The organism is Flavobacterium sp. YJ01, assembly GCF_029320955.1.
Taxonomy (GTDB): Bacteria; Bacteroidota; Bacteroidia; order Flavobacteriales; family Flavobacteriaceae; genus Flavobacterium.
In genome coordinates, this window is the sequence record NZ_CP119757.1 from 323,663 (window position 1) to 346,714 (window position 23,052).

The following is a 23,052-nucleotide window of genomic DNA, read 5'->3' on the forward strand; positions in this document are numbered from 1 at the left end:
ATGGTAAAAATAGGCATTCTAAAGCAGATTTTAAAGCCGATTATTTTTTAAAAAGCAAAAAGCAATTTGTTTGGTGTTAACTTTTATTAATCAAGTCCCAAACAAGATCAAGCGTCAGCAAGGTTTTTAAACGAGTTCCGCAACTTAAATAAATCCAAGTTCCTAGAGATTCTTCTGCTGCAAACATGCAGGTAATCTGAGAAATATTAACGGTATATTGTGTGAGGTCGTCGGTTCTAAATTGGATTGTTTTCATTTTAAAAGATATTTGGGGCAAAATAGTGTAAATGCAAAATGTCCATTTACATTACGGTCAAATCTATTCAATAATGCTGATTTGTCTTTTAAATACGATTTAAACTAACATTACTTTTAAAACCTAAATTTTCGATAACTATAAGAAAAAACTACACTTTTCAATCTAATTATTAAGAATATGTAAAATATAAAATACAACAAAGATTGTATAACAGTTTTGCTTTAATAAAAAGTACATTTGAATGTTTCTTAAAATTATTATCATGAAAAATCTTCTGACAATTCTAATCGTTATTTTCTTTTTCTCTTGCCAGCAAAAAGAGAATAAAAACACTGCTGTTTCTTCAATAGATTCTACTTCTGTAAAGCAAAATAAAGAGCCTAAAAAAGAAAAAAACAAACAGATTGGCGATACTATTTTTATGAATTTTAAAAATGGACAAGAAACATTTGTTGCGGAAGGAGTTTTAGATTCTCTCCATTCAAAAATTTACATAAAATTTGATAATGAAGATTTGGGCGAAATAAATGCGACAATTATTCCAAATAAAGAAAAAGCTAATATTCGTTTCAATCAAATTATTTTTCCTGATAAAACTTCAGACGGACCTTTTGGAATGGACTTAAAAACACAACTCAACCAAAAAGGAAAAACTATTTTGGTAATTGGACATTCACTAATGGCTGAAAATCCTTATTATGGCAAATTTAAAGTTGAATTAAAGCATAAAAAAACTGGAAAATAGGAGAATTCTAAGCAGATTTACAGGATTCAAAAAAATTAAAAGCTCTTTTTTCTGCGTAGGAATAAGTAGAATCTCTTAAAGGAAAAGCACAATGTCCACCATATTTAGGAGTTTCGAGATAAACATAAGCGCTTTCTTTAGCAATTGCTCTCGGATAACATCTTTCTCCTAAAAAAGGATCGTCAAGCGAATTGATAATCAAAACTGGCGTAGTAATATTAACTAGCGAAAATTCTGGAGAAACGCGCTGATAGTAATCATCGCGACTGGCAAAACCATGAAGTGGAGCCGTAAAGTACTGATCTACTTCTTCAAAAGAAGTAATTTTATCAATTTGATCGCTATTAATAAAATCTGGAAATTGTGCCGCTTTGTATTTCAATTTCTTTTTAATGTCTATTGTAAAATTCTTTAGATAGACTTTGTTAAAACCTTGTTTAAGAACTTCTGCACTTGTTGCAATATGCGTAGGAACGGAAATCGAAACGGCGGCTTTTATGCGTTGATCGATTTTTGTCCAACCCAAGTAATTTAAAAGCTGCACTCCTCCCATTGAATATCCGATTAAATAGACATCTTCAAATCCTTTATTAAAAACAAATTGCACCACTTCATCTAAATCATCTACCGCGCCATGATGATAGAGCCTTGGAAGTCGATTCATTTCTCCACCGCAAGTCCGATTATTCCATGCAAAAACTGAAAAACCTTTTTGGTCAAAATAAGTAGCACAGCTATTATTGTAAGTTCTTCTAGAATCTCCTTCTAAACCATGACATAAAATAATGGCCTTTTTAGAATCATTAATTATAAAATCGATATTAATAAAATCACCGTCTTTTAGTTCGTGTTTTGTTCTTGTGTATTCTGGAACATCAAACTTCTTGATCAAAGCCGCATAAATAGTAGAAATATGCCTGTTTCGATGCATTAAAGAAGGAAAATTATATTCTGACTGTTCAATTATTGGCATGATGAAAAGTTTTTTGTCCTTATAACAAATTTAAGAAATCAATTAATACCTTTTTATTTCGTTTAAAAAAATAAGAACTCAATTTCGAAATAAAGTTTTCTGTTTAATAAAAATAGTTACATTTGCCATTCAATAAAAAAAGAAATGAAAAACTTAATTACAATTATTTGTAGCATTAACACAATTATCGGCGATAATCGTGAGGAGTGTCTTTTTAATTAAGTTTAACAAACTATATACAAAAAAACCTCCCTCAACCGGGAGGTTTTTTTATTTGATAAAACATGAAAAATTTAAATTCTATTATTATTAGCGCAATTATTATTACCTGTCTCTTTTGACGAGTCGGAATTATATTGTCTATAATCAACCTTTCTCAGTCAAAACGAGAAAGGTTTTTTTTTACTTCAAAATTAAAATTAACCTAAACGGATTTGAAAAAAAACAAATGAAAGAACAACACAACTTAACGATTTACACAGAAGACCGATTTGATTTAATCAATAAAATTTCACTCGTTTTTACGCGAAGAAATATTAAAATCGAAAGTCTCAATATTTCACTTTGTGAAATTGATGATATTTATAAATACACGATTTTAATAACTGAAACTCCTGATGCAGTTAGAAATATTGCGCTTCAAATAGAAAAAATTATAGAAGTTTTTAAATGTACTTATCATACCAATCAAGACATTGTTTGGACACAAGTGGTTTTGTTTAAAATACCTACAAATCAAATTATTATAAATAAAAAATTGAATGATATGCTTAAAAAATATAATGCAAAACATCTTTCTGTTGACAACACTTATACCATATTTGAATTTACAGTCCAAGAAATACAAAGTATTAATTTGGTAAAAGAACTTAAAAAATTTGAACTTGTTGAATTTGTAGAAAGTTCCAGAATTGCGATTGCTAAATCTGGAAAGGGATTTAAATAGAATTTCATTAAATAAAAAGCCTGCAAAATAAAACTTTGCAGGCTTATATTCTCATTATTTAAAAGAATTCAGAATAGTTTCTAGCTGATTAATTTCCTCTTTCTCCAATGATTGAAGAGGTTTTCTTAAATGTCCTCCATCAATGCCTTGAAGATTTAAACCAGCTTTTATTGCTCTAGGCAATCCCTTCTCAACAATAAACTTTAAAAGATTAATCTGTTTATAAAATAATTTTTGAGCTTCATTAAAATCATTTTTTTGTACAGCTTCATATAATGCTAAATTGAGCTCTGGAATTAAATTTGGCGCAGCTGTACACCATCCAGTAGCTCCCGCAGCAAAAGCAGACAATGCCAATGGATTTGATCCATTAAAAAAAGCTACATCATCTCCTAATTCTTTCTTTAAATAATGCATTCGCTGAACATCTCCTGTACTTTCTTTAATCATTGTAATATTTGGTATTTCCAAAAGGCGTTTTAATAATTTCGGAGACATGTCAACTCCAGCTGTTGCCGGATTATTATAAGCCATAATCGGAATAGAAATTTCTCTAGCTACAGCATCATAATGTTTTACAATTTCATCATCACTCAGTTTCCAATAACTCATCGGAATAATCATTACGGCATCCACTCCAGCCTTTTCTGCTTCTTTTGCATGAAAAATGGTTCTTTCGGTAGTAAGATTTGATACGCCAGCTAAAATCGGAACTCTTCCTTTTACCTGTTCAACTGTGGCTGTTGTTATAGCTAGTTTTTCTTCGTCATTTAGATAAGGCATAACTCCTGTACTTCCTAATGGTGCAAGAACATGAGAACCTGAAACTATTAAACGTTCTAAGAGATTTTTGTATAAAGTAATATCTACTTTTTCATTTTCATCAAATGGTGTGATCGGATAGGCAATAATGCCTTTAAATTTTGTATCGTTCATGTATTTCTTCTTAATTTATAAATCTCTTCCTTCTTCTTCTCTCAATGCTACGCCCAAATTCTGTAATTGAGGCGCATTTTCAGTCGCAATATATTTTGCACTTTCTGTGTCGCTTAAATTTTGATGTCTGTGCCATGTCCATGCTGGAATATAAACGGCGTCACCTGCTTTCCATTCTACTTTCTGATCTTCTATTTCAGTAAAACCTGAACCTTCAATAACATACAAAAGCGTTTCGTAAGTATGCCTGTGTCTATTAGTTAATTGTCCTGGCAACAATCCACCAATTGTCATGCTTACATTTTTACTTGGCAGATCGACAAAAAATACTGGATGTTTTCGTTCTGTAGAAAACTGATTGTGTTCGCCTGCATTTTCAACATTTCGATGAATTAATTTTTCAGGCATTGTAAAACTTGGTCTAGCAAAAGTCTGATGAAAATCTTTTGATGAGAATTTTTTTTCATTCGTTTCCATAATAATTATCTTTTTAGTTTTTGCATTATTGCGAGACAAAAATAGGATGACATTGGAATATCAAACTGATACAGTTTTTATATTATCCAGTAGTCCAGATATTAAAACTTTGATATTAAAAAGCTTCAGGATGCAACAGGACACATGCCAAACTATATTTAGCTATTTTTGAAACTATTCAAAAAAGAAAAAATGAATTACAACAAACTGACTTTATCATTTTTAAGTATTTTTCTTGTCTTAAACTTCAATGCTTTCAGCCAAATTACACTTCCAAAAATTTTAGGCCATAATATGGTTTTACAACAAAACAAAGAAGTATCAATTTGGGGAACTGCAAGCGCGGGCGAAAAAGTATCGGTAGATTTTGCTGGACAAAATAAAACAACGATTGCTGATGTTTCGGGCAAATGGTCGTTAAAATTAAAACCAATGAAAGCGTCTTTTACGCCACGCGAAATGACGATAAAAGGAACAAATACTATTGTTCTAAAAAATATCTTAATTGGCGAAGTTTGGCTTTGTTCTGGACAATCTAATATGGAATATGCCATGAGAAAATATAGCAAATTTGAAACCGCTACAAAGGGTTACAAACCACCAGAAGATGATTTGAATAAAGCTGACAATCTGAATATCCGTATTTTTTTAGATCGCAGAAAATATATGGAACCAAGTCCTGAACATTTAGGATGGGATGCGGCAATGGGAAAACCTTTAGTAGATTTTTCTGCTGTAGGATATTATTTTGCTAAAAATTTGTATGCCAAATTAAACGTTCCTATCGGGATGATTTCTGCCGCAGTTCCAGGAAGCAGAATTGAGCCTTGGATTCAGGCTTCTAAAATGGAAATAACTCCTAAATTGAAAAATGGCAAAACATTAGAAAAACTTAGTGCAGATGGTGGCGATTCTGGAAAGTTTTATGATACCATGATTCAGCCTTTAATTCCCTACACCTTAAAAGGATTTCTTTGGTATCAAGGAGAATCGAATTGTTTTTTGAATGAAAATATTCGTTATGCTTACAAGTTTAAAACGTTAATAGAAAGCTGGCGAAATGATTGGAATGATGAAAATTTACCTTTTTATTTTGTACAGCTTGCTCCTTACGCATATTCGACTACCAAAGATGAGCGCCAGCATAGTGCTGAACAGCTTCCTGAATTTTGGGAATCGCAAAAACTGGCACTTCATCTAAAGAATACCAACACAATTGCTATTACTGATTTGGTTGATAGTATTGCTGATCTTCATCCAGGATACAAGTGGGAAATTGGCAGACGTTTAAGTCTTCTTGCTGCAAATAAAACTTACGGACAAAAAAATATCGTTTGGTCTGGTCCTGTTTACGAAAAAATGAAAGTTATTGATAATACAATCGAAATTACTTTTTCTGAAACAGGTAGCGGTTTAGCAAGTCGCGACGGAAAACCTCTTAATTGGTTTACGATTGCAGGAAATGATGGAAAATTTGTAAAAGCGCAAGCAGAAATAAAAGGAGATAAAATCATTCTTTCAGCATCAGAAATCCCTCATCCGGTTTCTGCTCGTTTTGGGTGGAATGAAGCTGCACAATCTAATTTTATAAATAAAGAAGGATTACCTGCCGTTCCTTTCCGAACTGATAATCCTTGGGATAAACTTTTTTAGTTGAATTTTCAAAATGAAAAAAGAGCACTTTACGGGTGCTCTTTTTATATTTTTCGTCTTTTGGGATTTTAATAATAAACCGAAAGTAAAATTTTTGAATTTGAACTGTCAATGATTTTTTCAAGTCTTTTGAAAAACACTTCACTTACCATTGGACAGCCGTGACTGTTGATAATATAGTATCCTTGTTCGTCTGTAGGAACTTCTCTGTATTTGTGCAACACAATAGCTCTTTTCATAGCGTTGTTGTTAGTTTCATCCATACCGGCTAGTCTAAAAGCTTTTCCGAATACGCCGTTATAAGCTTTTTCTACAGAATATCTTCCTAAAGAAGTGCAGTTTGAATTTGGAGCATTGCTAAATTGAAGGATATCACCTTTAATTCCAGTTTCTGAACCAGATCCGTGTGCAACTAATCCTTGATCTAGAATTTGGTTGTTCTCTAAATCGTAAACAAAAAAGCGATTTTTTCCAGATTTGATTTTCATATCCACAAGAAAAGCAATTTTGCTATTGTATTTGTGGTTCGATTTAGTAAACTCCTTAATTTCGTTTACATGCTCGTTAAGTCTTGCGAACGCAATATCATCTAATATATCTTTCTTCTCCGTTACGTTGTAGGTTGTAAAGGAAGTTAAAGAAAAAAGCAGTGCCATAAAAAATATTCTCATATAGAAGGCAATAGTTTAAGTTAAAAAAAGATTTGGGTGTCTATTCATACTTTAATGCTGCAAAATTATATGGAAAGTTTATACAATTCCCACATTCAAGTGTTAAAGATATAATAAATATTTGAAAATGCGATACTTAACTGTTAAAATTTCCTTTAAAAAGTCGACTTTAACATTTTAAGAAATAAAAAATCCTGCACCAATTACTGATGCAGGACTATCTATTTTGAGATTATTATCTAAAAATTATTTAGCGTCAAACCATAATTTTGTTGTTAGCAAATCTTTTCCTTGAACAGCGATTGCTGCTTGATAGCTATTTCCGTTTAATGATTGCTCAGTTCCAGGATAAAAGAAACGAGAAGGTATTTTTCCGTCCAAAACTGTAGCTGGACCAGCAGTTAATACAGGATAATCTAATCTTCTCCATTCTGTAAAAGCATCTAGACCTTGTCCATAAAATGCAATCCATTTTTGAGTTCCAATTGATTTAGCATAATTTGAAGCATCGTACTTTACACTAGCCTGATTAAGATAATTAGAAATCGCTGTTGCATCGGTAATACCAAATTGATTAAATGATGCTGTAATCGCATTTTTATAAAGTGTTTCGGCATCTCCAGAAATATAACCACGAGCCGCCGCTTCAGCAAGATTAAATAAAACTTCAGAGTAAGAATAAATTACAGCTGGCGAAGTTGAAGTCAAGAAATAAGTTCCCGGTTTCGATGTTTTAGCAAAACCTTGATTATTCGCATCACTGTTAGATAATCCGTTTGCTCCTCCAACGTAAGTACCAACACTTGCGTCTGATGGCAATTGTGCATAAACTGGTAAACGCGGATCTGAAAATTCTTTTAACTTATCAACCATAGTTTTCGAAATACGGAAATCATCACGAGTTTCAAACCAAGCAGAAGCAGGATTTTGCTGAGGTGAACTGATATAAGTAAATTTGAAAGTATCAGCATTACTGCTTAATACTCCTGCTGCATCACTAGTTGCATCAATTGCCGCTTGTTTCGCCAAAGCAGGTTCTTTATCGGAAATTCTCAAGGCAATTCTCAAACGAAGTGAGTTTACATATCTTTTCCATTTTAAAATATCTCCTTTGTAAACCAAATCACCTGTTACTGTACCATTTGTAGTACTTAATAAAGATTGCGCTTGTTTTAAATCTTCTAGCAAACCTGTATAAACTTCTTTTTGAGTATTATAAGCAGGCGTTACTTTCAATCCCGCTTCTTTGTAAGGAATACTTCCGTAAGCATCTGTCAGCAAAAGAAATGTCCAAGAACGAAGCGTTAAAGCAATTCCTTTGTAATTAGAATTGGCTTGTGCATCTGGAAAATTAATTATCGTATTTAAATCTGTAATTAAAGTTGCGTAACCCGTATTCCACAAAGAAGTGAAAGATGTATTAGAAACATCGTATCTATCTGGTTCTGTATACTGGATTTTAGCCCAATGCTGAACAAACAACAAAGATGAATTAAAGTTATTAGCATCTCCCCAGTACAAGTCCGATCCCTGTTTTAATGTTCCCGTTAGCAAATAAGGCGCCAAAGGAGTTTCGGTCGCGTTCGGATTTTTATTAATATCATCCAAAGTATCACTGCAAGAAGTCAGTGTCAATCCGAATAAGATTATATATGATAGCTTTTTTAGCATGATTTCGTGTTTTTAGAATTTAAGATTAACATTAAGACTGAAATTTCTGGTTGTTGGCAAAGCCAAACTTTCCAAACCTTGTGCATTTCCTGTATTGAAAGCAGTTTCAGGATCGATATTCGGCGCATCTTTATAGATGAAAAATAAATTACGCCCAACTGCAGTAATACTTGCTCCCTCTAATCCCAGTTTTTTAGCAAATGCTTTTGTAAAATTATATGACAATTTGATTTCTCTCATTTTTACAAAAGTTGAGCTGTATATGTAAGCTTCGCTAATGTTGTATGAAGCTTTGTAATATTCCTGAGCACTAAGTACTGTAGTGTTTGGACTTCCATTTTCGTACACTCCATTAAAAATCATACCATCATCATATACAGTAGCTCCACCTGGCGCAGTTCCGTTAACTAATGTTTTTGTTGTACCGTTTAAGTAATAATTTAAACCACCATTTTCGGCACCACGACCTGGAAGTGTATTAGCCAATACTCCTGTGTAAGTACCAGTTCTGTTTGTTCCTGAGAAAATTTCTCCACCTACACTTGCATCTACAAGGAATGATAATTCTAAATTTTTATAAGTCAAAGTATTCGTAACACCAGCAAGATAGTCTGGAGTATAATGTCCTAAAACTCTCTTTGTCGGATCAGCTTTTGGCAATCCGTTTGCTCCTACTACGATATTTCCGCTAGCATCACGCAAATAAGCCGTTCCATAAAGTGCTCCGTAAGCTTGTCCAACAGATGCCAAAACATCAACACCTCCAGATGAACCTATTGTGTAATTCTGAATCTGTTTTGCATAATCCAAAATCTCCACTTTACTTCTATTTCTAGAATAATTTGCTCCAATATTCCATTTGAAGTTTTCTGTCTGAATTGGACTTCCGTCTAATTGAATTTCAATACCACTATTGTTTATTTTTCCAGCATTGATTAACTGTGAATTATAACCACTTGAAGCCGTTGTTTTGATTTCTAAAATCTGATCGAAACTGTTTGTGTTGTAATAAGCAACATCAAAATGCAATCTGTTTTTCCAGAAAGTTGCCTCTAAACCAACCTCAGTAGAACGTGTTGTTTCTGGTTTTAAATTCTCATTCAATTTCTTTTGTGAAGAAGTTTGAATTGGATTTCCATCAAATGCTGTCTGGAAATTATAAATTGTAGATAATTGGTACGGATCTGCATCATTTCCTACTTCAGACCATCCTCCTCGTAATTTCAAGAAATCAAGTGTATTGCTTTTAATTTTTAATGCTTCCGTTAAAACTAAACTTCCGTTAACCGAAGGATAAAAATAAGAACGGTTACTGCTTGGCAATGTTGAAGACCAGTCATTACGCGCTGTTAAGTTCAAATAAGCATAGTTTTTATATCCTAATTGTGCAGACGCATAAGCACTATAAACTCTCAATCTTGATAATGTATTCGAAGATGTCAAAGGATCTCTTGAGTTTGTTAAAGTGTACAAATCTGGTACCGCCAAACGTGGTGCTTTTTGGTAATTGTTTGCATCGCTGTGATTACGAATATTAAATCCGGCAAGAGCATCTAAACTGAAATCATCTGTTAGCTTTTTCGTGTAAGTAAAAATACCTTCTGTATTTTGCTCATTTACAGTGTAAGCATCTTCAGCATAAGATCCGAATGGCGTTCCGTTTGTACCATATTTGATAGTATATTTTCTTCTATCATTATAATAATCAACTCCTGTACGGAATCTGAAATTAAGACCTTCAGCCAATTTTGCGTCTAAGTGAACATCTCCAATAATACGATTACGTTGCTGACTTGTAGTATTGTAATAAGCATTCCAATAAGGATTGCTGTAGTAACTGTTGTTCCAGTTAACATCACGATTGCTTTGAAGCTGATTAATATCAACCTGACGACCAAACCAAAGAAACTGAAGCATTACACCCGCAGCACGGTTTCCAGAAGGTCCACCTGGTAAAGCTGGCGCATTGGTAGTAATGTAATTACCCGTTACTCCCACTTTAATATTTTTAGAAATCTGATAATTGGTATTAATAGTAAAGTTTGTTTTGTTTACTTCGCTATTAGGAACCGTTCCCAATTGTTTTTGATTATTTACTCCTAAACGAAAATCTGATTTTTCATCTGATTTAGCAACAGAAATACTATTATCGTAAGTAACTCCTGTATTAAAAAAGTCTTTTACATTGTTTGGATGTGCAACAAAAGGTACTGCCACTCCATTTGAGTAAAATTGCGGAATAAGTCTTCCGTCTAATCTTGGTCCCCAGCTTTCGTCAACTCCATCATTTATTCCGCCACCTTTTCCATCAACAAAACTAAATCTTCCGTTTGAACCTTGTCCGTATGAATTTTGGAAACTTGGCAAAGTAGCAACCTGAGAAATTGTAATACCAGAATTTAAAGTGATTCCTAAACCTTTCTGGCTTTTTCCTGATTTTGTAGTAATTAAAACAACTCCATGTGCTGCACGAGATCCGTAAAGCGCCGCCGCATTTGGCCCTTTTAATACCGTTAAAGTTTCAATATCATTCGGGTTTAAATCTGCAATTGCATTTTTAAAGTCACGCGTTGCTCCACCAACACTTCCTAACTGCGAGTTATCTACAGGAACTCCATCTACTACAAATAACGGCTGATTATTTCCCGCAATCGAAGTTTCTCCACGAATAATAATACGAGAAGATCCCATATCTCCTTGAGAATTTGTAATACGAACACCAGCTAATTTTCCGCTAAGACTGTTTAAGAAATTAGTTTCTTTCGTCTCGGCAATATCTCTGTTTTTAAGTGCTTGAGTTGTATATCCTAAAGACTTTTTTTCTTTAGAAATACCTAAAGCCGTAACCACAACTTCCGACAATTGATTTTGCTCTTCTGTAAGTTCAATAACAACAGCATTTTTATCGACAACAACTTCTGCTTTTTTATAACCTAAAAAGCTTACTAATAAAGTATAAGGGAATTTTTGTCCGGTTTGGAAATAAAATTTTCCGTCAAAATCTGTCTGAACTCCGTGCGTAGTTCCTTTTATGTTAATTGAAGCTCCAATAACGGGCTCTTTTGTAACAGCATCAATTACGATTCCTTCTAGTTTTGACTGAATTAACGGCTTTGTTTCTTGCGCGTTAACTCCTATGGAAATCAACAAAATACATAACCATGTATATCTTTCTAATTTTTTTTTCATTACTTTGTTTTAGTTTAATAAATGAAGAGCAAAAGGATAGTTTTACTACACTTTTGCTTTCTTCTAGAGATGTACAATTTCTTTAAGCTTCGCCATTTCTGTTCCAGCAGAAATGGTTTTCTTTTTTTATCTACACATTCGTTTTTTCATTTTTACTTTTTTTTTGGTTAATACTTTTTAAACTGGCTTTTATACATGATTTCACCTCCGAAAAGGATTCATCTTATTTGAAAAATTTGAGTGATTTTTATAAAGTGGAGAATTTTAATTGCACCAACACATCAGGCAAGACATGCCAGAAGTTATTTTTTGAGAAGTGAAATCGATAATATGTAATCTTGAAGTGTTCATTATTTTTAAATTCTACTAATTTGATAGAACAAAAGTAAATTAAAAATTTTAATGTGAAAATTTTTTGCAGTCTTTTTGCAAAAAAAATGTTAACAAAAACGTTTTCTTAAATATAAAACACTAAAAACATGATAGTTGAAATAGCAACTCCAAACGGAAATCATGTAAGTATTTTATTAAAAACATCTAAAAGTCATACTCTTTTTAAACTTTTTACAAATGAAAAAGACCAGATCATTATCATAAACATGACATTGATCTGGTCTTTTCCAAAAAACTTCATTTAAAAAAGTTTTCAACTCATAAGCTAAAAAATGTATAAATAATTATGGGACACATTCATTCTTTAAAATATTTTTTTTCAAAACATATTCATTACCAATTGCTTCTACTTTAAAACCCAAATCTTTCGCTGTACGAACTGTTGGATCATTAAACATATCGCTCATCATTCCGATAATGGTTAAATGTTCAATTTGTTTAGTATTTAAATAATTAAACAAATCAGTTCCTGAAAAGCTATTTGCAGTGTTTTTTACAATAATCATTTCTCCTTCTATCGGAGCAACTTCTTCATATATTTGAGAACCATAACTTCCAGAAATAAAAAAAGAGGCATTTTTATTTAATGCAATATGTTGTACATGAATTACAGTTTTTCTTTTTTTTCTAAAATCGTTCAGCAATTTTTTAGCAATAGAAGCTACTTCATAACTTCCTTTGAATTCCATTTTTCCTTTATAGAAATATTCGTTCTGAATATCAATTAACAATAATGCTGATTTAGTATATTTTCTCTTCATTCTTGATATATTAATTGAAAACTGCTGCTTTCAGACACATTATTTATCTAATATAATACTCATCAAACCAAATAACTTCGGACCCCTCTAAAGCGATTGGCAGTACAGCAAAATTATTTGAGTAAACTTTGCATCTTTTACGAAACCAGCAGTCCAACAAAAAAAGTTACTAAACGAAAGATTAAATCTCTTGCTTCAATAAAAAAATTTGATTGCGAAACTAACAATAAGAAGAAGCAAAAATTGAGGCGTTTCTTTACAAATTACGTAATAGATAAAATATTCTAAACAACAAAAAAACATAAAACACTACTAAACAATACTTTAAAAAAAAGACAATAATTAAATGCTGAAAAATCTCAATCTTCATCAATTTGTTGAATTTCTGGTTTTGATAAGCACTTTATAAGAAGAAAAAGAAAAATAGAGTCGTTACTTTTAGTCTCAAAAATTTTTATATAACACATTAAAATTTAATGTTGTTAAGAAAAAAAAGAGTTAGCATTATTTTAAAAAATATTAAGTACATTACCTTTCCAAAATAAACTTTATTCCATCAAAAATTGAATTTCCATATTCTTGGAGATTATTCAATTTTATAATCTATAATACATGCACTTAAAAACTACTTTTCTCTTTATTCTATTTTTTCTTTCCAATTACTTGGGTTATTCACAGAAATCATTCAATGAAATTTATACTGAAACCTATCAAGTTTTATTAAGTTCAAATCCAAAAAAAGCGCTTAGCAATACCGATTATTTATACAGAATTGCAAAAATTAATTCTGATAAAATTAAAACCCGTATGCTTAAAGCTCATATTTTATACCAATACGGACTTAATAATGAAGCAATAGCTGCTCTAAAAGAAGCTGAAGAATTTGCCTTAATAGATAAAGATTTTGTAGTACAATCTAAAATATATGGCTTTATGGCTTCGCTTTATCGCGAAAGCGAAATATTTCATGTTGGAAAAACTTATCTTAACAAAGCGGTTTTAATTAGCAGAAAAATAAAAGATAAAAGCGAAATGTATAGATTTCAAGGAAATTTATCTCAGGAATTAGCCTGTTACGAATTACTCGATTCTAATTATGCAAAAGCAATTAAACATCTTAAAAAAGGGATTCAATTGTTTGAAAAAGCTGAAGGTACAAGCGATAAAAACTACCAAATTGCAATCAACGACGAGCTTATTGCTCGAAATTATCTAGAATTAAAGAGAAATGATTCTGCTTTGTTTCATTATGAAAAGGCAGAAAAAGAACTTCAATCATCACTATCTTATGACAGTCCGTTGAGAGGTTTTATTTATAATGGAATTGCAAATGTATACACTTCATTAAAAGATTATAAAAAAGCAAAGCTTAATTACAAAAAAGCAGAAGAAATTGCGGAGAAATCAGACTATTCTGCGCTAAAACAAGAGGTTTACAATTCTCTGATGGAATTTTACAAAGGCACTGACACCAAAAAATACATTACTTACAATGAAAAAAATCTGGAGTTAACAAAAGCTGAAAATGACAATAAAAAAGTAATTGCAGATGATTTAATAAAAACGCTTCAAAAAAAGCATTTAGACAGTCAGTCTGAATATGAAAAAACCAAATTTGTAATTATTGGTATTTGTCTTTTCGCTATTTTTTGCACTGTTGCCATTTATTTTTTTAAAAGGAAACAGGATTATAAAAAAATCAGAGATTTTATTCATAACGCTAAACCATCTCAAAACATAGAAATTGATATTGAGAAGAAAGAAATTGCCAAAGAATACATGTCTGAAGCTACTGAAAATAGCATTTTGCAAAGCATAAAAGAATTTGAAAAATCATTGTCTTTTTTAAATAAAGCGCTGTCTTTAAACTCTGTTGCAGCAGAATTAAATGTCAATCATCGTTATTTGTCTTATGTTATTAATAAACATAAATCAAAAGATTTTGCCAGCTATATCAATGAGTTGAGAATAAATTATATTATTGATCGCTTAAAAAATGATGATTCTTATTTAAAATACAAAATCAGTTATCTTGCCGACCAAGCTGGTTTTGCTTCACATAGCAGATTTACGATTACATTTAAAAAAGTAACCGGCGTTTCACCTCTAACGTTTATTACCTATCTTCAAAATAATCCTGAAAATAAAAACAGCTAAAAGACATCGTTTTATTGAAGTAAAAATTCTGAAAATTATAGACAAAAAAAACTCCAAATTACTTTGGAGTTTTTTTTGTTTTTATAGAATATTACATTTCGTTCAATTCATTAAACTCGTGTAAAGATTTTAATGTGCTTTCGTAAAACAAAATTGCAGCAATTAAATTTCCTTTATCAGAGTAAGGCATCATTTTTCTCTGAAACTCTACAGTTGTTTCTAAGAAAGTTGTTGTACCAACTGCTTGTCCGTCTAATACTTTTTTATGGTCATTGTCGTCTGGAATACCTAAGTCTGCCATTGTAACACCTGGTTTAGTAACCAAAGCGATATAAGGCAACGTTTTTACTAAAACCTTGATACGCTCGATGTACAATTCTAAAAGTTCTCCTTTTTGCATACCAGCTAATTCTTTCTGATCGTGGTATTTACGGATTATGGCTGTTGTACTGATAATACTTTTAGGTGCATTCTTTGCTTGTGCTGAAACAGCCACAGTCGTTAAAAAGCAAAGAAAACTTAGTAAAAAAATTTTACTTTTCATTGTCTTAAGTAGATTTGGTTATTGGATCACAGCAAAAGTATATAATTTAACTTAAATTACAAGTTTATTATTTTATTTTTTTAGTTTAAGTTGCTGTTAAGTCGTTCTATAACAAAAGAGAGGAATATTTGTTAGATTATTTTATTACTCTAAAGCGTCCTGGATATTTTATATAGATACTTTTTCTGTTTCCATAATAATCCATAAAATCTTCGCAGACAAAAACGGCATGCGCAGTCGACCACGCGACAACACCGCAAAATTCGCTTCCAGATTCTCTTTTAAGCTTTTCAACTTGCTTGCCTATTTTGAATCCTAAATATTTATAAATTGTTGGTGTGTAAACAGAACCATCTTCTAAATCTTCCAATGCACTTTCAAAAGTCGATTGTTTATCAATAATTTGTTTGTATTTAGCCATTACAGCATAAGTCAAAATAGCATACTCTACAATTTTTGCGCTTTCTTCGGTATCTTTAATGAAAACAAAATCAGCAGATATTTTGGCTTTATTCAATTCATCACTTTTCAAATTAAATGATGCATTATTTTTTAATGTGATTTTGTATGAATTGTCGTTTAATTTTTCGCTTACAAAAAGATTATCCAATCCGTAAACATTTAAGGCGGCTTTAATAAAAGCAATTGAAGAACAATTGGTACGTTCTCCTTGTTTGAAGCTTTCAAATATTTTATCTGAACTTAATTGCGAATAGGAATTTGAACAAACAAATAGGAACAGAAAAAATATTGAGGTAACGAATTTCATTGTCTTTGGTAATTTATTTTTGTTTCCCAAATACTTTCGGGAGATTCTACAAATCTATAAAAATCAAATTATATTTTTTTTTAGTTCTTCATTTTTATCAAAAAAAGCCAATTTTAACATTTATATAAAAAGAAAAACGCCTCTCAAAAGACGGAGGCGTTTTCATATTCTATTTTTTTTCTTCATTATTCAGCTTATCATCAAAGTCAGGTTCTTCGCCTTTAAACTTCTTGCTGTCTGCATCATAATTTTCATCATTTGTCAAAACTTCATCGTGATCTTTGTATTGATGTTTTCTTGTATCACTTCGATTGTTAGAATCGTTTTTATTATTGCTGTTCGGAATCGGGCTATTCGTTTTCATAACTTTACGTTTTAAAATGTTTTATAAAATTACTTCAAATCCTCCCCTTTTAACTTATACAATCATTTCTAAAAATTATAAAATATTACTGCAAAACAAGTTCTTACAACTCTTAAAATTTCTTCTAAAAAATAATTCTAATTTTGTATCACTAAAAAATTACACCAGAAAATATGTGGACTATTTGCCCAGAATGTCAAGGACAAAGTAAGAAAAGCCAAAGACTTACCAAGAAAGTTAGGCTTCATTACCAAGCGGCATTAGAACAATTTGAAAAAAATAATAACGAAGGTGTTGCTCCTATTCGTCCGAAAGCGCATAAAATTGTCTGTTTAAAATGTTCTGGATCCGGTTTAATTTCTGCCGAAACTTCTATTATCCCAAATAAAGAAACTTATCCTCATGTCGCTATCATTGGTGCGGGAATTGGCGGCGTTGCATTGGCTGTAGCTTGTCTTCATCGCGGAATTCCATTTACAATTTACGAACGTGATGAAAACTTCGAATCGCGTTCTCAAGGCTACGGATTAACTTTACAACAAGCTAGTAAAGCAATTCAAGGATTGGGAATTTTTTCTTTAAATGGTGTCGTTTCTACTAGACATTTGGTTCATACTATTGAAGGCAAAGTAATTGGAGAATGGGGAATTAGAAAATGGTTGGAATCTGAAGAGAAAAAAGCAACCAAACGAACTAATATGCACATAGCGCGTCAGGCTTTACGTTTAGCTTTATTAGAGCAATTAGGCGATCATAATATTATAAAATGGAACCATCAATTAATTGATTTTAAAGAACAAGAAAACGAAAGCATTGATTTAACTTTTCAAGTAAATGGAGAAATAAAAACAGCTAAAGGAGATCTTTTAGTTGGTGCAGACGGAATACGAAGTTCAGTGCGAAGATTATTAATTGGCGACGAAACTACACCATTGCGATATTTAGATTGTATCGTGATATTAGGAATTTGCCCATTGCATTCTTTAGAAAATCTAAATAGTTCCTTATTAGATTCTGCAACCGTTTTTCAAACGGCAAACGGACACGAGCGAATTTACATTATGCCTTATGATGCAGATTCGGTAATGTGGCAGCTTAGTTTTCCGATGTTAGAAGAAAAGGCAAAAGAATTAAGTGTTAAAGGACCAAAAGCCTTAAAAGAAGAAGCAATTCGCAGAACACAATGGCACGATCCTATTCCGCAAATTTTATTGGCAACCGAAGAAAATAAAATCTCAGGTTATCCCGTTTATGATAGAGAATTACTAAATCCAGAATTGCTTTCAAAAGGAAAACAAGTTACTTTAATTGGCGATGCAGCGCACCCAATGAGCCCGTTTAAAGGACAAGGCGCAAATCAGGCTTTATTAGATGCGCTTTCTTTGGCGCGTAAAATATTTAAAGGTTGTAAATCGCCAGCGTATTGGAAAAAAGCCGGAATTAGAGAAAGTGTTTTGAATGAATTTGAGGCAGAAATGCTAAAACGAAGCGCTGTAAAAGTAAAAGATTCAGCAAAAGCGGCAGAATTTCTGCATTCTGAAATTGTACTTCACGAAGCAAATGAACCGAGAGGTCGATGCTTGAAGAAAAAAGATTTTAAGTAATTTATGTTCTCAAATTAAGAACGTAAATCTAGTGGCATATTTCTTGAAAAATAATAGTAATTATTAACTAATTAAAACTTATAATCATGAAAGTTACTTATTACGGACATTCTTGTTTTTCGGTTTTTACCAATGGAAAACACATACTTTTTGATCCTTTTATCAGTCCAAATGAATTAGCAAAAGAGGTTGATATTGATGCCATAAAAGCAGATTATATTTTAATTTCTCACGCGCATTACGATCACATTTTGGACGTAGGAAGAATTGCAAAAAATACGGGCGCTAAAGTGCTTGGAAATTTTGAAATTTACAATTGGCTATTAAAACAAGGAATTGAAAATGCACACCCAATAAATCCAGGCGGAAAATTTGATTTCGATTTTGGAACTGTAAAATGTGTGATAGCACAGCATCCTAGCAGTTTTATGGACGGTTCTTATGGCGGAATTGCCTGTGGTTTTGTGTTGACGACTCCAGAAGGAAATTTTTACTACAGCGGAGATACCGCCTTAACTTTAGACATGCAGATTATTCTAAAATTCACCAAACTTGATTTTGCTGTTTTCCCAATTGGCGACGGACTTACAATGGGAATTGAAGAAGCAATCGAAGCTTCTAAATTGGTTGGCGTTCATAAAATCTTAGGCGTTCATTACGATACTTTTGGCTTTATTATAATGGATCATCAAAAAGCTTTAGAAGCATTCAAAAATGCAAATCTTGACCTTTATTTACCAAAAATAAATACTACAATAGACTTATAATTCAAATGATTTTCATTGTTATATTTCGCTAAAAAAATTCTTTTAGCGAAATATCATGATGCTTAAAATCAAAAGACAAATCCATCAAAATAAAAATCATAAAAAAAGGAATAGCTGCTGACACTATTCCTTTTAACACATAATATTTCTTTTAGAAAATTACTATGCGCGATAAAAATTCTAAATGCTATTATGTGTACTTTACAAAATTGATAATATGTTTTGAAGTTAATTCAGGAAACTGATGTTGTGGCGCGTGTCCAGTTCCTGAATAAACAACCATTTGCGCATTGGTCATCTGATTGAAAAAAGAATACCAATTTTCGACCGCAAAACTAATATCATGATCTCCAGAAATAATCAAAATTGACGTTTTGGTCTTTTTAATTTGTTCTCTAAAATTCAAAACGTCCTCTCTAAAACCATCGCCTCCACCAAAATACAATTGAAAAACATCCATTGTGGAAGGAATTTTTGAAACATCAATTTTTTTATGAATTCTATCGTGTGAAGCCTTTGCCGCCAATTTGCTAGATTCTGATTTGGGTTCAAAAAACAAAACAATTTCATCCTCAAAATCATTCAGCGGTTTCAAAGCGGCATCAAAAAAGGCTTGTTCTATCGGAATCTCATTTTTACCAGGAGGATTCGTGCCAATTAAAACTGCATGTGTTACCAAATTAGGATATAATAAAGTCGCTGCCTGCGCTACTAATCCGCCATAAGACCAGCCCAAAACTACAATCGAATCTATCTTCAAAATATCAGCAAGATCTTTAATATCTTTAGCAACAACAGTTAAATCTGGCGTCAAACTTCCTGTAGACGAACCAATTCCAGAATAATCAAATACGATAACATTGAACTTTTTTGCCATCAATGCTATAAATAAAGGATCCCAAGTGTCTAGAGTTCCTCTAAAACGGTTCACAAAAAATACTGCTTTTCCTTTCCCGTAAGAACGATAAGCAATTTTACGATCGCCTGCATCGGCAAAACGTGTCTCTGCATCATAAATTTTTTTCATAATTATAATTTAAAGGTTGGAGTCAATAATTCTTTCAATGAAATTGGCAAAGATTAAACCAAAACAAAAAACAACTGAAAACAAGGCTTTTACATTCAATTACACTATTTCTAATTATGATATTTCAATAATTAAAACCAGTTTTTAACGATATTTAATAACTGTAAAATCGTAAATAGCAAGAATGCTTTTATAATCAATACTTTACAAAAAAGGCATTCCTTTTGTTTTTAATATGCAAACCACTTTCGCTTTTCTGAAAAAACAATCTTAATGATCAAGTAGTTATGTATTTATCTAATAAAAAGACGATTATGTTTATTACAGGGGCATTTATTAGTCATTCTTGCTGGGAAGAATGGATTGTTTTTTTTGAAAATAAAGGTTATAAAACCGTCGCGCCGCCATGGCCTTATAAAAATGAAACCGCAGAAAAATTAAGGCAAACTAATTCTTCTAAAATTGCCACAATTCGGCTAAACGATTTATTGGATTATTACACAGAAATTATCGAAAAACTTCCCGAAAAACCAATTCTTATTGGGCATTCTTACGGAGGTCTTTTGACACAATTATTGCTTCAAAAAGATTTGGGTTCGGCTGGAATTTGTTTGCATTCTATTCCGCCAAGTAATGTCATTTATTATAATTTTTCTTTTTATCGAAAGATCTGGAGCACTTTTAATTTCTTTCATTCTAGAAAAAAAAACTATTTATTGCCTTTTAAAAAATGGCAAAATTTCTTCACCAATCAAATGTGTTTTGAGGAACAAAAAACAACCTACGAAAAACTAGTAATTCCAGAATCAAAACTTGTTTTTTGCGATATTTTTTCCAATTCGGCTAAAATAGATTTCAAGAAAAAACACGCTCCAATTTTATTTTTATCAGGTTCAGAAGATCATTTTGTTAAAGTTTCTATTCAATATTCCAATTTCAAAAAATATAAAAACATTCATTCGATAACATGCTATAAAGAGTTTAAAGACAGTAATCATTTGGTTTTAAAACAACAAAATTGGGAATGCATTGCAGAATTTATCTCAAACTGTTTGGAGAAACTTTCTTAACTGATTTCTCTTTTTATTTCCAGTTTTTTAATCTTAGAATTTAATGTCGAAGGATGAATATCTAAAATTTCTGCCGCACCGCCCGCGCCAGAAATTTTTCCGTTGCATTTTTTTAGAATGTACAAAATATAATCTCTTTCGTTTTCTAAAATCGTTTTGATAGAAAATGGCTCTCCCGTTTGTTCAGGATGCATTTTTGAAGACATCGAAAGTTCAATTTCTTTAATCGTATTTCCATCTGTCAGCAAAATAGCGCGTTGTATTACATGTTCGAGTTCTCTGATATTTCCAGGCCAATTGTAATTCATAATTTGCTGCAGTACAAAATCAGAAAGATTTGGCGCTTTTCTTCCCATTTTTTCGCTGTAAACTTTTATAAAATGATTGGCTAAATCTGGAATATCTTCTTTTCGTTTTTTTAATGAAGGAACCATTATCGGAAAAACGTGCAAACGATAATACAAATCCATTCGAAATCTACCAGCAGCAACTTCTTCTTCGAGATTTTTGTTGGTTGCGGCAATAATACGAACATCAATTTTTATAGAAGACATTCCGCCAACGCGTTCAATTTCTCTTTCTTGCAAAACGCGCAGCAATTTTACTTGAAGTTCTAAAGACATCTCTCCTATTTCGTCTAAAAAAATAGTACCGCCGTCTGCCAATTCAAATTTGCCAATTCTTCTGTCCATTGCGCTCGTAAAAGCGCCTTTTTCGTGGCCAAAAAGCAACGATTCTGCCAGATTTTCTGGAATTGCGCCACAATTTATAATGACAAGTGGCTTTTCTTTTCTTGGAGATAAGGCATGAATATTTTGCGCAATCTTCTCTTTTCCAGTTCCGCTTTCGCCTAAAACCAAAACAGAAGTATCTGAAGGCGCGACTTTTCGGATGTAATTAAAAACTGAAACCATTTGAGAACTATTGCCAATAATTCCTTCAAAACCTTCTGAAATTGGCTTATTGTTTTTAATTTCTACCTTTTTCTTTACCGAAACAGCATCTTCATTAGAATAAATTTTAGCAATAAACTGAGAAAAAATAGGCTCGATTGAACTTAAAAGTTTTAAATTTTCTTGACTATAAATATTTAAATTTCGACTGTAAAAAGTAAAATGATAGCTCTGAATAGTTGCCACATAAACGGGAAAAACCAAATACGATTTGATTCCGAAATTATGAGAAATCAACGCTCTTATTGGCGCTTCCTGAAAGTTATTTATTAAAGACTCTTCACTATAAATTATTGGTTCTTTATCAATTTTCGACTTTCTGTAAGTTTCATTTATCTCTTTTTCAGAAACTTCCGAAATTTGAGAAAGTTTTTTCAAATCAATAATCTGATATAAATCTAAATTTTTACGGAGAACTCCCAACTTATCATAATGAGTTGACGTTACAAAACCAGCTTCTAAATAATCAAATGGAATATAAGTTTGAATTGTTTTAGCGAAAGCTAGAAGTGCATCTTCTTTTTTTAGGTTTGAATTTACAATTTCTGCTATTTCATTTTGCAACTGAAATTGCTGTTTTAGCTGGGATTCTAAACTATATTGCTGACGATAAAATGCTATTTCTAAAGTTGTTAAAACATCTTGATCGCGAAAAGGTTTTACAATAAAACCATAAGGATGCGTAGTTTTTGCCTGATCTAAAATACTTTTACTCGAATTGGCAGAAATAAATATAAAACCAATATTTTTTTCTTTTAAAAAGTGTGCTAATTCGATACCATTTCTAGTTCCTTTCAGCATAATATCTAAGAAAACAAGATCTGGTTTTTCTATTTCAATTTGCTCCAAAGCTTGTTCAACCGAACGTGCAATTCCTGTTACTTCGTAGTTTGCTTTTTCGAGAATTAACTGTAAATCGTGCGCTTCAATAAATTGATCTTCTACAATTAAAATTCGTTTTTTCAAAACTGAAGAAACAGCTTCATGTCCGTTATCGGCTGAGTTTTTCATAAGTGAGTAAATTTTATATTATCTTGCACTTAATTAATTGAAACAAAAATAGTTAATTATCACAATTAAAATAAATGATTTCCAAAAATAGATAAATTAAAATCACATTTAA

21 protein-coding genes are annotated in these 23,052 nt (G+C 31.7%); 8 read left to right on the top strand and 13 right to left on the bottom strand.

Annotation, left to right across the window (positions count from 1 at the left end):
- Positions 1 to 76 precede the first annotated feature (76 nt).
- On the bottom strand, positions 77 to 256 hold the full coding sequence (locus P0R33_RS01510; RefSeq protein ID WP_276173807.1) for a hypothetical protein: 180 nt from the start codon (positions 254 to 256) through the stop codon (positions 77 to 79).
- A gap of 265 nt (positions 257 to 521) precedes the next feature.
- On the opposite strand from P0R33_RS01510, the gene P0R33_RS01515 reads away from it, so the two are divergent.
- Positions 522 to 1,004, top strand: coding sequence for a hypothetical protein (locus P0R33_RS01515; RefSeq protein ID WP_276173809.1), 483 nt, complete (start codon positions 522 to 524; stop codon positions 1,002 to 1,004).
- 7 nt (positions 1,005 to 1,011) lie between these two features.
- On the opposite strand, the gene P0R33_RS01520 is transcribed toward P0R33_RS01515, so the two are convergent.
- Positions 1,012 to 1,977, bottom strand: a complete 966-nt coding sequence (locus P0R33_RS01520; protein ID WP_276173811.1) for an alpha/beta fold hydrolase — start codon at positions 1,975 to 1,977, stop codon at positions 1,012 to 1,014.
- A gap of 448 nt (positions 1,978 to 2,425) precedes the next feature.
- On the opposite strand from P0R33_RS01520, the gene P0R33_RS01525 reads away from it, so the two are divergent.
- Entirely contained in the window at positions 2,426 to 2,923 is a 498-nt protein-coding gene (locus P0R33_RS01525) for an acetolactate synthase small subunit (RefSeq protein WP_276173813.1), read from the top strand.
- A gap of 54 nt (positions 2,924 to 2,977) precedes the next feature.
- On the opposite strand, the gene P0R33_RS01530 is transcribed toward P0R33_RS01525, so the two are convergent.
- Positions 2,978 to 3,859, bottom strand: coding sequence for a dihydrodipicolinate synthase family protein (locus tag P0R33_RS01530; RefSeq protein ID WP_276173815.1), 882 nt, complete (start codon positions 3,857 to 3,859; stop codon positions 2,978 to 2,980).
- A 15-nt stretch (positions 3,860 to 3,874) separates the two neighbouring features.
- Complete coding sequence (locus P0R33_RS01535; RefSeq protein ID WP_276173817.1) at positions 3,875 to 4,336, bottom strand: cupin domain-containing protein; 462 nt, start codon at positions 4,334 to 4,336, stop codon at positions 3,875 to 3,877.
- A 192-nt stretch (positions 4,337 to 4,528) separates the two neighbouring features.
- On the opposite strand from P0R33_RS01535, the gene P0R33_RS01540 reads away from it, so the two are divergent.
- Complete coding sequence (locus tag P0R33_RS01540) at positions 4,529 to 5,989, top strand: sialate O-acetylesterase (RefSeq protein WP_276173819.1); 1,461 nt, start codon at positions 4,529 to 4,531, stop codon at positions 5,987 to 5,989.
- A 68-nt stretch (positions 5,990 to 6,057) separates the two neighbouring features.
- Here the strand turns inward: P0R33_RS01540 and P0R33_RS01545 are convergent, their stop codons facing one another.
- The 3 genes from P0R33_RS01545 to P0R33_RS01555 form a co-directional block, all read right to left on the bottom strand.
- Positions 6,058 to 6,660, bottom strand: coding sequence for a murein L,D-transpeptidase catalytic domain-containing protein (locus P0R33_RS01545; protein WP_276173820.1), 603 nt, complete (start codon positions 6,658 to 6,660; stop codon positions 6,058 to 6,060).
- Between the two features lie 246 nt (positions 6,661 to 6,906).
- Positions 6,907 to 8,331, bottom strand: coding sequence for a SusD/RagB family nutrient-binding outer membrane lipoprotein (locus tag P0R33_RS01550; protein WP_276173822.1), 1,425 nt, complete (start codon positions 8,329 to 8,331; stop codon positions 6,907 to 6,909).
- Positions 8,332 to 8,343: 12 nt separating this feature from the next.
- Entirely contained in the window at positions 8,344 to 11,520 is a 3,177-nt protein-coding gene (locus tag P0R33_RS01555) for a SusC/RagA family TonB-linked outer membrane protein (protein WP_276173824.1), read from the bottom strand.
- 479 nt (positions 11,521 to 11,999) lie between these two features.
- Between P0R33_RS01555 and P0R33_RS01560 the strand changes: the two genes are divergently transcribed.
- Positions 12,000 to 12,158 (top strand): hypothetical protein, encoded by a 159-nt coding sequence (locus P0R33_RS01560; RefSeq protein ID WP_276173826.1) that lies wholly within the window; start codon positions 12,000 to 12,002, stop codon positions 12,156 to 12,158.
- A 39-nt stretch (positions 12,159 to 12,197) separates the two neighbouring features.
- Here the strand turns inward: P0R33_RS01560 and P0R33_RS01565 are convergent, their stop codons facing one another.
- Positions 12,198 to 12,674, bottom strand: a complete 477-nt coding sequence (locus P0R33_RS01565) for an isochorismatase family protein (protein ID WP_276173828.1) — start codon at positions 12,672 to 12,674, stop codon at positions 12,198 to 12,200.
- 612 nt (positions 12,675 to 13,286) lie between these two features.
- On the opposite strand from P0R33_RS01565, the gene P0R33_RS01570 reads away from it, so the two are divergent.
- Positions 13,287 to 14,831 carry a helix-turn-helix domain-containing protein gene (locus P0R33_RS01570; protein WP_276173830.1) on the top strand — a complete coding sequence of 515 codons (1,545 nt, stop codon included), beginning with the start codon at positions 13,287 to 13,289 and terminating at the stop codon, positions 14,829 to 14,831.
- A gap of 91 nt (positions 14,832 to 14,922) precedes the next feature.
- Here P0R33_RS01570 and P0R33_RS01575 read toward each other — a convergent pair whose 3' ends face one another.
- From P0R33_RS01575 to P0R33_RS01585, 3 genes are all read right to left on the bottom strand, one after another.
- Positions 14,923 to 15,375: a hypothetical protein gene (locus tag P0R33_RS01575; RefSeq protein WP_229351163.1), complete on the bottom strand. Its 453-nt coding sequence runs from the start codon at positions 15,373 to 15,375 to the stop codon at positions 14,923 to 14,925.
- Positions 15,376 to 15,511: 136 nt separating this feature from the next.
- Positions 15,512 to 16,144 (bottom strand): hypothetical protein, encoded by a 633-nt coding sequence (locus P0R33_RS01580; RefSeq protein ID WP_276173833.1) that lies wholly within the window; start codon positions 16,142 to 16,144, stop codon positions 15,512 to 15,514.
- A 169-nt stretch (positions 16,145 to 16,313) separates the two neighbouring features.
- Positions 16,314 to 16,508 carry a hypothetical protein gene (locus tag P0R33_RS01585; protein ID WP_276173835.1) on the bottom strand — a complete coding sequence of 65 codons (195 nt, stop codon included), beginning with the start codon at positions 16,506 to 16,508 and terminating at the stop codon, positions 16,314 to 16,316.
- A gap of 173 nt (positions 16,509 to 16,681) precedes the next feature.
- Between P0R33_RS01585 and P0R33_RS01590 the strand changes: the two genes are divergently transcribed.
- Together P0R33_RS01590 and P0R33_RS01595 are read left to right on the top strand one after the other, a co-directional pair.
- Entirely contained in the window at positions 16,682 to 18,112 is a 1,431-nt protein-coding gene (locus tag P0R33_RS01590; RefSeq protein ID WP_276173837.1) for an NAD(P)/FAD-dependent oxidoreductase, read from the top strand.
- A gap of 86 nt (positions 18,113 to 18,198) precedes the next feature.
- On the top strand, positions 18,199 to 18,879 hold the full coding sequence (locus P0R33_RS01595; RefSeq protein WP_276173839.1) for a metal-dependent hydrolase: 681 nt from the start codon (positions 18,199 to 18,201) through the stop codon (positions 18,877 to 18,879).
- 190 nt (positions 18,880 to 19,069) lie between these two features.
- Here P0R33_RS01595 and P0R33_RS01600 read toward each other — a convergent pair whose 3' ends face one another.
- The gene (locus tag P0R33_RS01600) at positions 19,070 to 19,906 is read right to left on the bottom strand and encodes an alpha/beta hydrolase (RefSeq protein WP_276173841.1); all 837 of its coding nucleotides are present in this window, start codon (positions 19,904 to 19,906) and stop codon (positions 19,070 to 19,072) included.
- 314 nt (positions 19,907 to 20,220) lie between these two features.
- Here P0R33_RS01600 and P0R33_RS01605 point away from each other — a divergent pair, with 314 nt between their 5' ends.
- Positions 20,221 to 20,976, top strand: coding sequence for an alpha/beta hydrolase (locus P0R33_RS01605; RefSeq protein ID WP_276173843.1), 756 nt, complete (start codon positions 20,221 to 20,223; stop codon positions 20,974 to 20,976).
- Here P0R33_RS01605 and P0R33_RS01610 read toward each other — a convergent pair.
- Positions 20,973 to 22,940 (bottom strand): sigma 54-interacting response regulator, encoded by a 1,968-nt coding sequence (locus P0R33_RS01610; protein WP_276173844.1) that lies wholly within the window; start codon positions 22,938 to 22,940, stop codon positions 20,973 to 20,975. The two genes, P0R33_RS01605 and P0R33_RS01610, sit on opposite strands and share 4 nt — an antisense overlap.
- Between the last annotated feature and the right edge of the window lie 112 nt (positions 22,941 to 23,052).

Coding starts and splice junctions, on each gene's coding strand:
- P0R33_RS01540 (WP_276173819.1), top strand. CDS start 4,529: ATGAATTACAACAAACTGACTTTATCATTTTTAAGTATTTTTCTTGTC.
- P0R33_RS01545 (WP_276173820.1), bottom strand. CDS start 6,660: ATGAGAATATTTTTTATGGCACTGCTTTTTTCTTTAACTTCCTTTACA.
- P0R33_RS01525 (WP_276173813.1), top strand. CDS start 2,426: ATGAAAGAACAACACAACTTAACGATTTACACAGAAGACCGATTTGAT.
- P0R33_RS01610 (WP_276173844.1), bottom strand. CDS start 22,940: ATGAAAAACTCAGCCGATAACGGACATGAAGCTGTTTCTTCAGTTTTG.
- P0R33_RS01575 (WP_229351163.1), bottom strand. CDS start 15,375: ATGAAAAGTAAAATTTTTTTACTAAGTTTTCTTTGCTTTTTAACGACT.
- P0R33_RS01590 (WP_276173837.1), top strand. CDS start 16,682: ATGTGGACTATTTGCCCAGAATGTCAAGGACAAAGTAAGAAAAGCCAA.
- P0R33_RS01565 (WP_276173828.1), bottom strand. CDS start 12,674: ATGAAGAGAAAATATACTAAATCAGCATTATTGTTAATTGATATTCAG.
- P0R33_RS01515 (WP_276173809.1), top strand. CDS start 522: ATGAAAAATCTTCTGACAATTCTAATCGTTATTTTCTTTTTCTCTTGC.
- P0R33_RS01510 (WP_276173807.1), bottom strand. CDS start 256: ATGAAAACAATCCAATTTAGAACCGACGACCTCACACAATATACCGTT.
- P0R33_RS01585 (WP_276173835.1), bottom strand. CDS start 16,508: ATGAAAACGAATAGCCCGATTCCGAACAGCAATAATAAAAACGATTCT.
- P0R33_RS01580 (WP_276173833.1), bottom strand. CDS start 16,144: ATGAAATTCGTTACCTCAATATTTTTTCTGTTCCTATTTGTTTGTTCA.
- P0R33_RS01535 (WP_276173817.1), bottom strand. CDS start 4,336: ATGGAAACGAATGAAAAAAAATTCTCATCAAAAGATTTTCATCAGACT.
- P0R33_RS01520 (WP_276173811.1), bottom strand. CDS start 1,977: ATGCCAATAATTGAACAGTCAGAATATAATTTTCCTTCTTTAATGCAT.
- P0R33_RS01550 (WP_276173822.1), bottom strand. CDS start 8,331: ATGCTAAAAAAGCTATCATATATAATCTTATTCGGATTGACACTGACT.
- P0R33_RS01530 (WP_276173815.1), bottom strand. CDS start 3,859: ATGAACGATACAAAATTTAAAGGCATTATTGCCTATCCGATCACACCA.
- P0R33_RS01570 (WP_276173830.1), top strand. CDS start 13,287: ATGCACTTAAAAACTACTTTTCTCTTTATTCTATTTTTTCTTTCCAAT.
- P0R33_RS01605 (WP_276173843.1), top strand. CDS start 20,221: ATGTTTATTACAGGGGCATTTATTAGTCATTCTTGCTGGGAAGAATGG.
- P0R33_RS01595 (WP_276173839.1), top strand. CDS start 18,199: ATGAAAGTTACTTATTACGGACATTCTTGTTTTTCGGTTTTTACCAAT.
- P0R33_RS01600 (WP_276173841.1), bottom strand. CDS start 19,906: ATGAAAAAAATTTATGATGCAGAGACACGTTTTGCCGATGCAGGCGAT.
- P0R33_RS01560 (WP_276173826.1), top strand. CDS start 12,000: ATGATAGTTGAAATAGCAACTCCAAACGGAAATCATGTAAGTATTTTA.
- P0R33_RS01555 (WP_276173824.1), bottom strand. CDS start 11,520: ATGAAAAAAAAATTAGAAAGATATACATGGTTATGTATTTTGTTGATT.